Source organism: Catellatospora vulcania, assembly GCF_009720385.1.
In the GTDB taxonomy this organism is placed as follows: Bacteria; Actinomycetota; Actinomycetes; order Mycobacteriales; family Micromonosporaceae; genus Catellatospora; species Catellatospora vulcania.
Genome location: NZ_WARX01000014.1, coordinates 266,619 through 280,791, shown reverse-complemented (window position 1 = coordinate 280,791; position 14,173 = coordinate 266,619). Strand labels below are relative to the sequence as shown.

Annotated in this window: 12 protein-coding genes and 1 pseudogene; 9 read left to right on the top strand and 4 right to left on the bottom strand. The window is 69.1% G+C overall.

The annotated features are described in order from the left end of the window. Window positions 1–3: 3 nt before the first annotated feature. Both F6W97_RS31525 and F6W97_RS31520 read left to right on the top strand, forming a co-directional pair. A complete protein-coding gene (locus F6W97_RS31525) occupies window positions 4–888 on the top strand; it encodes an alpha/beta fold hydrolase (protein WP_230687132.1) in 885 nt (294 codons plus the stop codon). A gap of 37 nt (window positions 889–925) precedes the next feature. After that, the gene (locus F6W97_RS31520) at window positions 926–2,299 is read left to right on the top strand and encodes a hypothetical protein (RefSeq protein WP_155374187.1); all 1,374 of its coding nucleotides are present in this window, start codon (window positions 926–928) and stop codon (window positions 2,297–2,299) included. 315 nt (window positions 2,300–2,614) lie between these two features. On the opposite strand, the gene F6W97_RS31515 is transcribed toward F6W97_RS31520, so the two are convergent. Continuing rightward, window positions 2,615–3,832 (bottom strand): NADP-dependent isocitrate dehydrogenase, encoded by a 1,218-nt coding sequence (locus F6W97_RS31515; protein WP_155374186.1) that lies wholly within the window; start codon window positions 3,830–3,832, stop codon window positions 2,615–2,617. 167 nt (window positions 3,833–3,999) lie between these two features. Between F6W97_RS31515 and F6W97_RS31510 the strand changes: the two genes are divergently transcribed. Further along, window positions 4,000–4,602 carry a hypothetical protein gene (locus F6W97_RS31510; protein WP_155374185.1) on the top strand — a complete coding sequence of 201 codons (603 nt, stop codon included), beginning with the start codon at window positions 4,000–4,002 and terminating at the stop codon, window positions 4,600–4,602. Window positions 4,603–4,679: 77 nt separating this feature from the next. On the opposite strand, the gene F6W97_RS31505 is transcribed toward F6W97_RS31510, so the two are convergent. Further along, window positions 4,680–5,351 (bottom strand): uracil-DNA glycosylase, encoded by a 672-nt coding sequence (locus tag F6W97_RS31505; protein WP_230687131.1) that lies wholly within the window; start codon window positions 5,349–5,351, stop codon window positions 4,680–4,682. 72 nt (window positions 5,352–5,423) lie between these two features. Between F6W97_RS31505 and F6W97_RS31500 the strand changes: the two are divergent. Beyond that, window positions 5,424–5,658: pseudogene (locus tag F6W97_RS31500) on the top strand (MSMEG_6728 family protein); the annotation flags it as partial. Window positions 5,659–5,749: 91 nt separating this feature from the next. Here F6W97_RS31500 and mdh read toward each other — a convergent pair. Beyond that, window positions 5,750–6,700: a malate dehydrogenase gene (mdh, locus tag F6W97_RS31495; RefSeq protein ID WP_155374183.1), complete on the bottom strand. Its 951-nt coding sequence runs from the start codon at window positions 6,698–6,700 to the stop codon at window positions 5,750–5,752. Between the two features lie 124 nt (window positions 6,701–6,824). Beyond that, entirely contained in the window at window positions 6,825–7,688 is an 864-nt protein-coding gene (locus F6W97_RS31490) for a bifunctional methylenetetrahydrofolate dehydrogenase/methenyltetrahydrofolate cyclohydrolase (protein ID WP_155374182.1), read from the bottom strand. A 645-nt stretch (window positions 7,689–8,333) separates the two neighbouring features. Between F6W97_RS31490 and F6W97_RS31485 the strand changes: the two genes are divergently transcribed. The 5 genes from F6W97_RS31485 (at window position 8,334) to F6W97_RS31465 (ending at window position 14,133) form a co-directional block, all read left to right on the top strand. Next, window positions 8,334–9,962 carry a peptide ABC transporter substrate-binding protein gene (locus tag F6W97_RS31485; RefSeq protein WP_155374181.1) on the top strand — a complete coding sequence of 543 codons (1,629 nt, stop codon included), beginning with the start codon at window positions 8,334–8,336 and terminating at the stop codon, window positions 9,960–9,962. A 192-nt stretch (window positions 9,963–10,154) separates the two neighbouring features. Continuing rightward, window positions 10,155–11,081: an ABC transporter permease gene (locus tag F6W97_RS31480; protein ID WP_155374180.1), complete on the top strand. Its 927-nt coding sequence runs from the start codon at window positions 10,155–10,157 to the stop codon at window positions 11,079–11,081. 14 nt (window positions 11,082–11,095) lie between these two features. Further along, window positions 11,096–12,064, top strand: coding sequence for an ABC transporter permease (locus F6W97_RS31475; protein WP_155374179.1), 969 nt, complete (start codon window positions 11,096–11,098; stop codon window positions 12,062–12,064). Between the two features lie 4 nt (window positions 12,065–12,068). Next, the gene (locus F6W97_RS31470; protein ID WP_155374178.1) at window positions 12,069–13,109 is read left to right on the top strand and encodes an ABC transporter ATP-binding protein; all 1,041 of its coding nucleotides are present in this window, start codon (window positions 12,069–12,071) and stop codon (window positions 13,107–13,109) included. Beyond that, a complete protein-coding gene (locus tag F6W97_RS31465; protein WP_155374177.1) occupies window positions 13,093–14,133 on the top strand; it encodes an ABC transporter ATP-binding protein in 1,041 nt (346 codons plus the stop codon). Before F6W97_RS31470 ends, F6W97_RS31465 begins: the two co-directional genes overlap by 17 nt. Window positions 14,134–14,173 lie beyond the last annotated feature (40 nt).

Here is a 14,173-nt window from a genome sequence, read left to right as displayed (position 1 = left end):
CATGTGAACGACAACGAGGTCAGCCGAGTCGAAGTCGAGGTCGAACCCGGCGTCCGGTTGCGCCTGCGCCGCCGCGGCCCGGCCGGCCCCGGCACGCCGGCCGCCACGTCAGCCGGTCCGGGCCCAGGATCGACGCCGTTCCTGCTGGTCCACGGGCTGTCCTCGAACGCCCGGCTGTGGGACGAGGTGGCGGCCGCGCTGGCCGCCGCCGGTCATCCGAGCTGGTCGGTGGACCTGCGCGGGCACGGCGAGTCGGACGCGCCGGAATCCGGATACGACACCGGCACCGCCGCCGCCGACCTGGCCGCCGTGATCACCGCGCTGGGCCTGCGCCGACCCGTGGTGGTGGGCCAGTCGTGGGGCGGCAACGTGGTGGTCCGGCTGGCCGCCAAGCACCAGGAGCTGCCCGGGGCGCTCGGCTTGGTCGACGGCGGCTGGATCGACCTGCACGCCGCCTTCCCCGACTGGCAGTCCTGCGAGCAGGCTTTGCGCCCGCAGGACATCGACGGCCGGCCCGCCGACACCATGCGGCAGTGGCTGGCGTCGGGCCACCCCGACTGGTCGGACACGGCCCGGGAGGCGACCCTGGCGAACATGCGGATCAGATCCGACGGCACCGTGGAGCGGCGGCTGACCATCCCGCACCACCTGGAGATCCTGCGGTCGATGTGGGACGGCCCACCAGGACCCGACCTGCCGCTGGTCGCCGTCCCCGCGCTGCTGCTGCCCGCACTCGGCCCGCAGGACGAGCGTGCCGAGACGGTACGCCGGGCGGCGGCGGCGCTGCCCGACGCGACCGTGCGCTGGTATCCCGGCGGCGACCACGACCTGCACGCCCAGCACCCGGACACCATCGCCGCCGACCTGCTCACCCTGGTCAAGCCGTGACCCGCCCCGGTCGCGGCCGCCGACGGAAGGAGAAGGCGTGACCAAGCTGCTCGTGATCATGGGGTCCGGCGAGACCACCCCCACGATGATCAAGCCGCACCGGCAGTTCTTCGCCGCACTGCACGACGACGCACGGGCCGCCCTGCTGGACACGCCGTACGGATTCCAGCTGAACGCCGACGAGATCAGCGCGCGGGCCGTGGGCTACTTCGCGCAGAGCGTCGGGCGAGCCGTCGACGTCGTCTCCTGGCGGAGTGCCCTCGCACCCGGCCTCGACCGTGAACGCGCGCTGGCCGCCCTCCGTGGTGCGAGCTGGATCTTCGCGGGGCCGGGCTCGCCGACGTACGCCCTGCGCCAGTGGCGCGACACCGAGCTGCCGTCGCTGCTCGTCCAGGCCGACGTGCTCGTCTTCGCCAGCGCCGCCGCCCTCACCCTAGGCTCGCACACCATCCCCGTGTACGAGATCTACAAGGCCGGCGCGGACCCGCGCTGGGAGCCCGGCCTGAACCTGTTCGAGCAGCTCACCGGCATTCCCGCGGTGGTCATCCCGCACTACGACAATGCCGAGGGCGGTCACCACGACACCCGCTTCTGCTACCTCGGCGAACCCCGCCTGGCCCGCCTCGAAAGCGAACTGCCCGACGACACCGTCATCATCGGCATCGACGAGCACACCGCCCTGGTCTGCGACCTCGACGCCCGCACCGCCACGGTTCTCGGCAACGGCACCCTCACCCTCCGCCACCGCGGCCGCAGCACCACCTACCCCACCGGCACCGTCCTCCCCCTCCCCACCGAAGAAAGGAAGGGCACCTTCTTAACGGAATACGTAGAGGAAGGGCACCCTCTTAACGCTGGCGGAGGCGGTGAGGCCGGGTCGGCCGGCGGCGCGTCCGGGTCGGCCGGCGGCGCGTCGGGCGGAGTCGGACGCGGCGGGTTCGGACAGGGCGGATCGGGGCGCGGCACGGCGGGCGGCAGCACGGCCGAAGGCGGGGCGGTCCTGGACAGCGCGGCCGGGAGCGTCGCGGCCACGCTGCGCGAGGCGGCCGACGAGGCGGAGGCCAGGTTCTCGACGGCGCTGGCCGGGCGGAACGTGGACGGCTGCGTCGCGGCGGTGCTGGAACTGGAGCAGGCGATCACCGACTGGGGCGCGGACACGCTCACCTCGGACTCCGGCGAACACGCGCACGGCCTGCTCCGGGGCATGATCGTGCGGCTGGGCGCGCTCGCCGGCACGGCAGACCCGACGCCGCTGCTCACCCCGCTGGTGGACGCACTGATCGGCCTGCGCGAGAAGGCCCGCGAGCAGCGCGACTGGGCGGCTGCCGACCGGGTCCGCGACGCCCTCGCCGCCGCCGCCATCGAACTGCGCGACACCCCCGACGGCCCCGTCTGGCTCCGCACCCCCTGACCCCACCCCCACGCCACCTCCGCCCTCTCCTTTGCCCTCTCCTCCACCCCGGCACCGCGCCGGGATGCGCGGCAGGCCGCATGATCGCTGTTTCGGGTCAGAAGATGCGGTCCAGCCTCACTTTCTGACCCGAAACAGCGATCACCGCGCGGCAGCAGGGCAGCCGGCCAAGGCCCTGCGCGCAAAAAACAGTGCCGACCCGCGGACTGCGGGCCGGCACTGTTCGGGAAGGGACTGTCAGGCGGGATTCTTCTGCTGTTTCACCTGGTCAAACGAGCGCAGGCAAGCCAGGAGACGGGTTCCACCCGGGCGGAATCAGGCGCCGAGACGGCGAGCCAGGTTGGTGTCGAGGGTGTTCATGAACTCCTCGGTGGTCTGCCACGGCGCGTCACGCGAGATCAGCAGCGCGAGGTCCTTGGTCATCGCGCCGCCCTCGACGGTCTCGATGATGACCTGCTCCAGCGTGTCGGCGAAGTTGGTGACCGCCGGGGTGCCGTCCAGCTTGCCGCGGTGCGCGAGGCCCCGGGTCCAGGCGAAGATCGACGCGATCGGGTTGGTCGACGTCTTCTCGCCCTTCTGCCACTGGCGGTAGTGCCGGGTGACGGTGCCGTGCGCCGCCTCGGCCTCGACGGTCTTGCCGTCGGGCGTCATCAGCACGGAGGTCATCAGGCCGAGCGAGCCGAAGCCCTGCGCCACGGTGTCGGACTGCACGTCGCCGTCGTAGTTCTTGCAGGCCCAGACGAACCCGCCCTCCCACTTCATGGCCGCGGCGACCATGTCGTCGATGAGGCGGTGCTCGTAGCTGATGCCCGCGGCCTCGAAGTCGGCCTTGAACTCGGCCTCGAAGACCTCGGCGAAGATGTCCTTGAAGCGGCCGTCGTACGCCTTGAGGATGGTGTTCTTCGTCGACAGGTAGACCGGGTAGTTGCGGGCCAGGCCGTAGCGCAGCGAGGCGCGCGCGAAGTCACGGATCGACTCGTCGAAGTTGTACATGCCCATGGCGACGCCGCCGTCGGCGAAGTCGGCGACGGTCAGCTCCATCGGCTCCGAGCCGTCGGCCGGCTGGTACGTGATGGTGACCTTGCCCGGACCCGGCACCACGAAGTCGGTGGCCTTGTACTGGTCGCCGTGGGCGTGACGGCCGATGACGATCGGCTTGGTCCAGCCCGGCACCAGGCGCGGCACGTTGCTCATGATGATCGGCTCGCGGAACACGACGCCGCCGAGGATGTTGCGGATGGTGCCGTTCGGCGACTTCCACATCTTCTTCAGGCCGAACTCGGCGACGCGGGCCTCGTCCGGGGTGATGGTGGCGCACTTGACGCCCACGCCGTGCCGCTTGATCGCGTTGGCGGAGTCGATCGTCACCTGGTCGTCGGTGGCGTCGCGGTGCTCCATGCCCAGGTCGTAGTACTCCAGCTCCACGTCGAGGTAGGGCAGGATCAGCTGCTCCCGGATCTGCTTCCAGATGATCCGGGTCATCTCGTCGCCGTCGAGCTCGACGACCGGGTTGTTTACCTTGATCTTCGCCATCGCGAGGGCGCTCCTTAAAACCTTCGGCGTCCGGCGCGGAAGGCCGGGCGGCGGTCTCGTCTAGCAGTACGAGCGTACTGCCAGATCCACCTGCCGCAACCGCCAGGGTGCCGTGCCCCTTGTCACCGGTCTGCGGACCTGGCCCGCCGCCGCTAAGCTGCCCGCCTGTGACGATCGAGAACGAGTCCCGCAGCCGCCGGAGCGGCATGATGTTCTACGCCGTGGCCTCGATCGCCACCTTGCTCCTGGCCTATCTGATGCGCGAGCCGCTGCTGAAGGCCGAGACCCGGATCCTGGCCGACGTGCCGGCCAGGGTCGTCGTGGCATCGGCCTGGACGGTCATCGCGTTTCCGATGCTGTGCGCCGCGGCGGGCGCGCTGAGCGTGACCTCGCGGCAACTGCGCCGGCCTTGGTTCGAGCTCACCGCGATCGGGTTGCTGCCGGCTCTCGCGCAGGTCGCGATCCTGCTGAGCCGGCACCGGCCGTTGGACGGCGGGCTCTACCGGCGCGAGAGCGCGGAACACCGGGAGGCGCGGCTCTCGGATGTCGGGGACGCGCTGGGCGCCGGGGTCGCCGGCTCGGTCGGCGCGGTCATGCTCTGCCTGCTGCTGTTCCTTGCCCTGCGCTGGGCATGGCGGAGGCTGCACGGGCGCAAGGCCAAGTTCTACGACAGCCTTTCCGGCATCGATCTGCGGGTCCGCCGGTGGCTGGCCGTGGCGGTGATGGTCAGCGCCGTCGCCGGGCTCGCCATCGTCCTGCCGATGTACTGACCTGCCGATGTACTGACCTGCCGATGTACTGACCTGCCGCGCTGCGGCGAGCCCCGCCCGCCGCGCGCGGCAGATCATCAGCTCCAGTTGATCTCGCCGCGGCCGGCTTCCTGGAGCGCGGCCTTGATCTGGGAGAACGGCTTGCTGCCCAGGAACCCCTTCGGGTTCATCGGGCTCGGGTGCCCCGCCTCCAGCACGACGTGCTGCGGGTTGGTGACCAGCGCCGCCTTCTTACGGGCGTACGACCCCCAGAGCACGAAGACCACGCGGTACGGCGAGTCGTTAACGGCCTTGATCGCGGCGTCGGTGAACGCCTCCCAGCCCTGGTTGGCGTGGCTGCCCGGCTTGACGCCGACGGTCAGCACGGCGTTGAGCATCAGCACACCCTGGCTCGCCCACCCGGTCAGGTCGCCGTTGCGCGGCGGCTCGACGCCCAGATCGTCCTTGAGCTCCTTGTACACGTTGCGCAGGCTCGGCGGAACGGTCACGCCGGGCCGCACGCTGAAGCTGAGGCCGTGCGCCTGGCCGGGCTTGAAGTAGGGGTCCTGGCCGAGGACCAGCACCCGGGTGTGTGCGGGAGAGGTGAGCCGGAACGCCGTGAACAGGTCGTCGCGAGGCGGGTACACCGTCTCGGTGGCGTAGGCGTTCTCCACGAAGGAGGACAGCCGCGCCGTGGCGTCGAGGTCCAGGTGCGGCTTCATCACGTCGCGCCACTCAGCGGGCAGCAGGTCGAGCAGGTCCAATGCCATGCCGGACACCATAGTGCCCGCGTCCGACAACCGCGCGGCTCCGCCCGCCCCCGGCGGTTTGCCTCTGCTGACCTGCGGGTATCCGCTGTCGTACAGACGTTCCTGCCCTATCCGGACTTCGCGGCGAGCGCCGTGGCGCTGGATCCGCGCCGGTTGGGCAAGCGGCGGGTGGAGACGATCCAGGTGCTGCGCGGGCTGGCGGTCCCCGGGTACGGCCGGCGGCGTCATCCGGGGGTGCGGATGTGGGCCGGGTACGAGGAAGCGCTGGTCCGCTACGGCCCGGGGAACCTGCCCGGTCTGGTGCGCGGCGAGGGCTTCCCCCGCAGCGACGGTCAGAAGTCAGGAAGGGCACCTTCCACAACGCTGAGCGTGGCGAAGGTGCCCTTCCTGCAAGCCGGTCAGAGGCCGGCTACGTCGGACTGCTTGGCGCGGACGGCCTCGGCGGCCTCGTTGAGGCCGGCGAGCTCCGACTCGGTGAGGTCGGTGATGACGACCTTGCGGGCGCCGGTCGCGCCGATCTCGGCCTCGACGCCCAGGTAGACGCCGGAGATGCCGTACTCGCCGTCGACCCACGCGCATACCGGCATGACCTCGCCGGAGTCCTCGGCCACGGCCTTGGCCATGCGGGCCGCGGCGGCCGACGGGGCGTAGTACGCCGAGCCGGTCTTCAGCAGCGCCACGACCTCGGCGCCGCCGTTACGGGTACGGGTGACCAGCTCGTCGATCTTGTCAGCGGGCAGCAGCTCGGACAGCGGCTTGCCGTTGACGGTGCAGCGCGAGGGCACCGGCACCATGGTGTCGCCGTGCGAACCCAGGGTCAGCGTCTTCACCGAGCCGACCGGGACGTTCAGCTCCTCGGCGACGAAGTGCGTGAAGCGGGCGGTGTCCAGCATGCCGGCCTGGCCGATGACCCGGTTCTTCGGGAACTGGGTGGCGATCTGGGCCAGCGCGGTCATCTCGTCGAGCGGGTTGGACACCACGATGACGACGGCGTTGGGCGCGTGCTTGGCGACCTGCTCGGACACCCCGCGGACGATCTTGGCGTTGACACCGAGCAGGTCCATGCGGCTCATGCCCGGCTTGCGCGGCAGACCGGCGGTGATCACGACGATGTCGGAGCCGGCGATCGCTTCGTAGCCCGAGCCGTCGAGCCCGGTGGTGGCGCCGACGACCTTGGTCTCGAAGCCCTCGATGGAGCGGGACTGGTTCAGGTCCAGAGCGAGACCCTCGGGCTTGCCCTCGACGATGTCGGTGAGCACGACGGTCTCGAAGACGTCGTACTCGGCGAGGCGCTGCGCGGTGGTCGAGCCGTAGAAACCGGCGCCGACGACGGTGACCTTCTTGCCCATTGGCACATACTCCCTGCTGGCGGACGTCTGGCGGTGACCAGCGCGGTCCTGTGACGAAGGTGTAACGATCCGCACCATAGTCCGCACCGTCTATCGACGGCCGGTCGGGTGCGGCGGGTGTGGGCTAGAGCGCCGACTCGGCCTTCTCGACCACGTTGGTGAGCAGCATCGCCCGGGTCATCGGCCCCACCCCGCCCGGATTCGGCGACACGAACCCGGCCACGCCGGCGACGTCGGGGTGCACGTCGCCGACGATGTGCTTCTTGCCGTCCGCACCCTCCACCCGCGACACGCCGACGTCGAGCACGGCCGCCCCGGCCCGCACGATCCCGGCGGTGATGATGCCCGGCACCCCGGCCGCGGCGACGATGATGTCGGCACGGCGGGTGTGCGCGGCCAGGTCCTTGGTCCCGGTATGGCAGAGGGTCACCGTGGCGTTCTCGGTGCGCCGGGTGAGCAGCAGTCCCAGCGGGCGGCCCACGGTGACGCCGCGGCCGACGACGCAGACCTCAGCCCCCGCGATCGGCACGTCGTACCGGCGCAGCAGCTCGACGATGCCGCGCGGGGTGCACGGCAGCGGCGCGGACACGCCCAGCACCAGCCGGCCGAGGTTGACCGGGTGCAGGCCGTCGGCGTCCTTGTCCGGGTCGATCAGCTCCAGCACCCGCTGCTCGTTCAGGCCCTTGGGCAGCGGCAGCTGGACGATGTAGCCGGTGCAGGCGGGGTCGGCGTTGAGCTCGGCGACGGCACGCTCCACGTCGGCCTGGGTGGCGTCGGCCGGCAGGTCACGGCGCAGCGAGGCGATGCCCACCTCGGCGCAGTCGCGGTGCTTGCCGTTGACGTACCACTGCGAGCCGGGGTCGTCGCCGACCAGCACCGTGCCCAGTCCCGGGGTGATGCCGCGGGCGCGCAGGGCGGCCACCCGTTCCCGAAGATCCGCCTTGATCGCCGCAGCCGTCTCGGTGCCGTTGAGGATCGTCGCCGTCATGCCGTCGATCCTGCCATCACGCCTTCGACCACCTGAAACCAGGACATCCGGTTCGGCCGCACCCGCCCGCCGCCCGCCGGGCCGTCCCGCTCGGGCACATCCGTGCCAGCCCGCCGAGGGCCCCCCGAGCACTGCTCAAGATCGACCGACTTGCCGGGCAATGAGGCCTATGCGTCGCTGCGATACGCCCGTTTGCCAGGCAAATCCGAGGATCATGGCGTGCTGGGGGCTAGCGGCTGCGATGACCGCCGTCGATCATTTGGCCCCTTAGCTGGGGAACTAACTGTGGGTAACAGTGGGATAGATCACCGCGTGGGCTTGGTTGCAGGATCTTCCAGCATCCGGGACGCCATAACGGCCCAAATCGGGCTTCCGACAGTCCCACTATGTGACCGGCGACTATTGCCTTGGTCACGCTTCGAATCGGGCATACTGACTTAGTTCCGCCCATATGGCAGGCGGCTCTCTAATACCAGAGTTGGGACAGGGTCCGCAAGTACTTGCCTCGTAGACTGTTGCGAATCTGCAACCCATGGGTTTGGTGCCGGGCCGAGCTTCGTCCTACCTTTGCCGGACGTTGCGCTGCGTGACAACGGCTGGTCAGCCTGCCGTTGTGAGGTGTGACGTAGGAGATGAGGAGGCTCAATGCAGGTCCGTAGGCTCGCAGCCTGGGCTGCTCTCCCGCTCGCTGTCACTCTGGGCCTGTCGGCCTGTGGCAAGAGCGGTGGCAGCGACTCGGGTGGCGCCAACCCCAATGGTGTGGTTTCCATCGGCATCGCCGAACCACAGTTCCTTTCCCCCGGTAAGACCTCGGAGACCAGTGGCTCCCAGGTGCTCGCCGCGCTGTTCGCGCCGCTGGTGGACTTCGACGAGGCCAACAAGCCGTTCGAGGTCGCCGCGCAGGAGATCAGCACCACGGACAACAAGACCTGGACGATCAAGCTGAAGGACGGCTGGACGTTCCACAACGGCGAGCCGGTCACCGCCGACAACTACATCAATGCGTGGAACTACGCGGCGTACAGCCCGAACGGGCAGGACAACGCCTACTTCTTCGACAAGGTCGAGGGCTTCAAGGACGTCAGCTCCGCCGACGCCAACACCAAGCCCGCCGCGACCACGCTCAGCGGCCTGAAGAAGGTCGACGACAAGACCTTCACGGTGACCCTGAACGCGCCGTTCAGCGAGTTCAAGTCGATGCTGGGCTACACCGCCTTCTACCCCCTGCCGAACGCCGCGTTCGAGGACGTCGCCGCCACTCCCCTGGTGGTGAAGAAGGACTTCCAGGAAGCCCCCATCGGCAACGGCCCGTTCAAGATCAAGGGCGCCTGGCAGCACGACGCCCAGGTCGAGGTCGAGAAGTACGACGCCTTCGCCGGCACCAAGCCGAGCATCGGCGGCGCGGTCTTCAAGATCTACCAGAACAGCCAGGCCGAGTACGCCGACCTCCAGGCCAACAACCTGGACGTGGTGAAGCAGATCCCGACCGAGAGCCTGTCCACGGCCCCCGGCGACCTGGGTGACCGCTACCAGACCAGCCCGGCGTCGACCCTGCAGGTGCTGGCCTTCCCGACCTTCGACAAGCGGTTCGAGAAGCCCGAGGTCCGCAAGGCGATCTCCATGGCGATCGACCGCGAGGAGATCGCGAACAAGGTCTTCCAGGGTTCGCAGAAGGCTGCCTACTCCTTCGTCTCCCCGGTCGTCGCGGGCTACCGCGACAAGACCTGTGGCGCGGCGTGCGAGTTCAACCCGACCGAGGCCAAGTCGCTGTACGACGCCAACGACGGCCCGAAGTCGATCAACATCACGTACAACACCGACGGTGGCCACCAGCAGTGGGTCGACGCGACCTGCAACCAGCTGAAGGCCAACCTGGGCGTGGACTGCGTCGGCACCCCCGAGCCGAAGTTCGCGGACCTGCTGACCAAGGCCAAGGCCAAGAAGGACGTCGGCATGTTCCGCATGGGCTGGGTCATGGACTACCCGTCCATGGAGAACTACCTCGGCCCGCTGTACTCCACCGGTGGTTCCTCGAACTACTACGGCTACAGCAAGCCCGAGTTCGACAACCTCCTGAAGGAGGGGTCGGCCGCGGCGACGCAGGACGAGGCGATCAAGAAGTACCAGCAGGCCGAGGACATCCTCGCGCAGGACATGCCGGTGCTCCCGCTGCGCTTCGGCCAGAACGTCTTCGGTCACTCGACCAACGTGAAGGACGTTTCGATCGACCTGTTCAACCGGGTCGACCTGAACAAGATCCAGATGGTCAGCTGACGCTGACGGTCGACTGACAGTGGTGGTGCCGGTCCTCGCGGGCCGGCACCACCACTTCGCCCAGACCCCCCTCGCCGCCCGAGCCATGGCTCGCCATCGGCGCACCGCCACCACGTCGACCGCAGCACCATGGTACGAAGAACACGGATATTTCGTACCAATCGGGCTGCCTGGTGAGAGAAGAATTCGACGATGTTCCGCTACCTTGTGCGGCGCTTCCTCCAGATGATCATGGTGTTCTTCGCCACCACGTTCATCGTCTATGCCCTGATGTACTGGACCGGAGGCGACCCCATCCAGGCGCTGGCCGGCGAGAAGCCGGTGAACGACGTCCTGCGCGCACAGCTGACCAAGGAGTTCGGGCTCGACCAGCCCTTCCTGGTCCGCTACTGGAACTACATCACCAACCTGCTGCATGGTGACCTCGGCAACACGCTGGTCGGCCGCCCCATCAAGGACGTCCTGGCCGATGCCTGGCCCATCACGATCCAGCTCGCCGTGATCGCCATCGTCTTCACGATCCTCTTCGGCGTCACCGCCGGCGTGATCGCCGGTATCCGGCGCGGCAGCATCTTCGACAACACCACGCTGGTGCTGACGCTGATCGTGATCGGCATCCCCTCCGTCGTGCTCGCCCCGCTGGCGCAGTACCTCTTCACCATCCAGTGGAAGATCTTCCCGACCACCGCGGGCGGCAACCCCACCCTGTGGGATCTGCTGCTGCCCGGCATCGTGCTCGGGTCGCTGTCGGTGGCCACCGCGATGCGGCTCACCCGCGCCTCGGTCAGCGAGAACCTGCGTGCGGACTTCGTGCGCACCGCTCGCTCCAAGGGCATGCCGGGCCGCCGCGTCATCGGCATCCACGTGCTGCGCAACTCGCTGATCCCGATCGTCACGTTCCTCGGCGTCGAGCTGGGCAGCCTGATGGCCGGCGCGATCGTCACCGAGGGCGTCTTCAACATCCCGGGCGTCGGTTACCAGCTCTCCAAGGCGCTACGCACCGAGGACACCCCGCTGATCATCGGCATCGTCAGCGTGCTGGTGATCATCTTCCTGGTGGCCAACCTGATCGTCGACCTGCTCTACGCGGTGCTCGACCCGCGGATCCGGTACGAGTAAGAGGTTCCCTGACAATGAGTGACTTCGAATCCGTGGCCGCGACCGAGCTGCACACGGCCACCCCCGGACCGGCCGGCAATCCGAACGCGCCCGGCCAGCCGCACACCCTCGAGGTGTCCAAGCCCCGCAGCGCCAGCGCGGACGCCTGGCGCGAGCTGCGCCGCAGGCCCCTGTTCTGGATCGCACTGTTGATCACCGCGGTGGTGGCTCTGATGGCCGCCTGGCCGTCGCTGTTCACCTCCGCCGACCCGACCAGCTGCTCGCTGAGCAACCGGATGGGTCTGCCGTCCGGCGCCGCCATCTTCGGTTACGACGTGCAGGGCTGCGACGTCTTCGCGAGGTCCGTGTACGGCACCAAGAACTCGCTGCTGGTCGGCCTCGGCGCAGCGCTGGTGGCCGGTCTGCTGGGCATGCTGTTCGGCGTCACCGGCGGCTACTTCGGCCGCTGGTGGGACGTGCTCGTCTCCCGCGTCATCGACATCGTGCTGGGCCTGCCGCTGCTGCTGGCCGCGATCGTGTTCATGAAGCGCGTCGCCAACAGCGGCGGTGGCCAGACGGCCCGCCTGGTCGCCCTGATCGCGGTGCTCGGCCTGCTGGGCTGGACCACCGCGGCCCGGGTCATCCGGTCCTCGGTGATCACGGCGAAGCAGCAGGACTACGTGCACGCCGCGAAGATGCTCGGCGCGGGCAGCGGCCGGATCATGTGGCGGCACATCCTGCCGAACGCGCTCGCGCCGTTCATCGTCATCATCACGATGGCGCTGGGCTCGTTCATCGCCGCCGAGGCGACGCTGTCCTTCCTGGGCGTCGGCCTGCTGCCGCCGAGCCAGTCGTGGGGCATCGACATCTCGAACGCGCGCCTGTACATGCGGGAGAACTTCATCCCGCTGGCCGTGCCCTCGACGTTCCTCGCGCTGACCGTGCTCGCCTTCATCATCCTGGGCGACACGATCCGCGAAGCCTTCGACCCGAAGCTGCGGTGACCCCATGACCGACATCCACGTCAGCTCCAGCTCCTCCCCCGTCGTCGGCGGCGGCGGTCGTCACCTGCTCGAGGTGAAGGACCTCTACGTCGAGTTCCACACCCGCGACGGCGTCGCCCGCGTGATCAACGGCGTGTCGTACCACCTCGACCCGGGCGAGACCCTGGCCGTGCTGGGCGAGTCGGGCTCCGGCAAGTCGGTGACCGCGCAGGCGATCATGGGCATCCTGGACATGCCGCCGGCGAAGATCCCCGGCGGGCAGATCCTCTACAAGGGCGAGAACCTGCTCGCCATGCCGGAGGAGAAGCGCCGGCAGGTGCGCGGCAAGGAGATCTCCATGATCTTCCAGGACGCGCTCTCCGCCCTGAACCCGGTCTTCCCGGTGGGCTGGCAGATCTCCGAGACGCTGCGCACCCGCGCCGGCATGTCGAAGAAGGAAGCGCTCAACCGGGCCGTCGAGCTGATGGACCTGGTCAAGATCCCGGCCGCCAGGGCCCGGGTCAAGGACTACCCCCACCAGTTCTCCGGCGGCATGCGCCAGCGCGTCATGATCGCGATGGCGCTGGCCATGGACCCCAAGGTCCTCATCGCGGACGAGCCGACCACCGCCCTCGACGTGACCGTGCAGGCCCAGATCATGGACCTGCTCGGCGACCTGCGCCGCGACCTCAATATGGGCCTGATCCTGATCACGCACGACCTGGGCGTGGTCGCCGACGTAGCGGACCGCATCGCGGTCATGTACGCGGGCCGCATCGTCGAGCACGCGGACGTGCGCAACGTCTACAAGCACCCGGCCCACCCCTACACCGAGGGCCTGCTCGACTCGATCCCGCGGCTGGACTCCAAGGGCACCGAGCTGGCGACCATCAAGGGCCTGCCGCCGAACCTGATGCGCCCGCCGACCGGCTGCGCGTTCCACCCGCGCTGCAAGTACGCCAAGTCGGTCTGCACCACCGAAACACCCCTCTCGCTGGACCTCGGCCACGGCCGGACCAGCGCGTGCCACTTCGCGAAGGAGATGCTCGATGGCACACTCCGCTGAGAACGTCTCGGGCGCCCGGCCGGCCGGCGAGCCGCTGCTGCGGGTCGAGAACCTGGTCAAGCACTTCCCGATCACCCAGGGCATCCTCTTCAAGAAGAAGGTCGGCGCGGTCAAGGCGGTCGACGGGGTCAGCTTCGAGCTGCACCGCGGCGAGACGCTGGGCATCGTCGGCGAGTCGGGCTGCGGCAAGTCGACGCTGGCCAAGCTGCTGATGCGGCTGGAGACGCCGACCGCAGGCCGGGCCATGCTCAAGGGCAAGGACATCTTCAAGGTGTCCGGCTCCGAGCTGCGCCGCATGCGCCGCAACATCCAGATGGTGATGCAGGACCCGTACACCTCGCTGAACCCGCGGATGACCGTCGGCGACATCATCGGCGAGCCGTACGAGATCCACACCGAGGTGGCGCCGAAGGGCGACCGGCAGCGCCGGGTGCAGGAGCTGCTGGAGCTCGTGGGCCTCAACCCCGAGCACATCAACCGCTACCCGCACCAGTTCTCCGGCGGCCAGCGCCAGCGCATCGGCATCGCCCGCGCGTTGGCCCTCAAGCCCGAGATCATCGTCTGTGACGAGCCGGTGTCGGCACTCGACGTGTCGATCCAGGCGCAGGTCATCAACCTGCTGGAGAAGCTGCAGGGCGAGCTGGACCTGTCCTACATCTTCATCGCGCACGACCTGTCCGTGGTGCGGCACATCTCCGACCGGGTCGGCGTGATGTACCTCGGCAAGATGGTCGAGGTCGGCACCGACGCGGAGATCTACGAGCGGCCGACGCACCCGTACACCCAGGCGCTGCTGTCGGCGGTGCCGGTGCCGGACCCGGATGCCCGCACCCACCGCGACGTCATCCGGCTCGTCGGCGACGTGCCGTCCCCGGCCAACCCGCCGTCGGGCTGCCGGTTCCGCACCCGGTGCTGGAAGGCGCAGGAGCGCTGCTCGGTGGAGGAGCCGCTGCTGATCCGCCGCGGCGTCGACCCGCACCCGAGCGCGTGCCACTTCGCCGAGCTGCGCCAAGTCGTCGGCTGACCCCCAGCGCACAACCCGCAAAGGCCAAAGCGAAGGAAGG

Coding starts and splice junctions, on each gene's coding strand:
- F6W97_RS31515 (WP_155374186.1), bottom strand. CDS start 3,832: ATGGCGAAGATCAAGGTAAACAACCCGGTCGTCGAGCTCGACGGCGAC.
- F6W97_RS31505 (WP_230687131.1), bottom strand. CDS start 5,351: ATGGCATTGGACCTGCTCGACCTGCTGCCCGCTGAGTGGCGCGACGTG.
- mdh (WP_155374183.1), bottom strand. CDS start 6,700: ATGGGCAAGAAGGTCACCGTCGTCGGCGCCGGTTTCTACGGCTCGACC.
- F6W97_RS31490 (WP_155374182.1), bottom strand. CDS start 7,688: ATGACGGCGACGATCCTCAACGGCACCGAGACGGCTGCGGCGATCAAG.
- F6W97_RS31485 (WP_155374181.1), top strand. CDS start 8,334: ATGCAGGTCCGTAGGCTCGCAGCCTGGGCTGCTCTCCCGCTCGCTGTC.
- F6W97_RS31480 (WP_155374180.1), top strand. CDS start 10,155: ATGTTCCGCTACCTTGTGCGGCGCTTCCTCCAGATGATCATGGTGTTC.
- F6W97_RS31475 (WP_155374179.1), top strand. CDS start 11,096: ATGAGTGACTTCGAATCCGTGGCCGCGACCGAGCTGCACACGGCCACC.
- F6W97_RS31470 (WP_155374178.1), top strand. CDS start 12,069: ATGACCGACATCCACGTCAGCTCCAGCTCCTCCCCCGTCGTCGGCGGC.
- F6W97_RS31465 (WP_155374177.1), top strand. CDS start 13,093: ATGGCACACTCCGCTGAGAACGTCTCGGGCGCCCGGCCGGCCGGCGAG.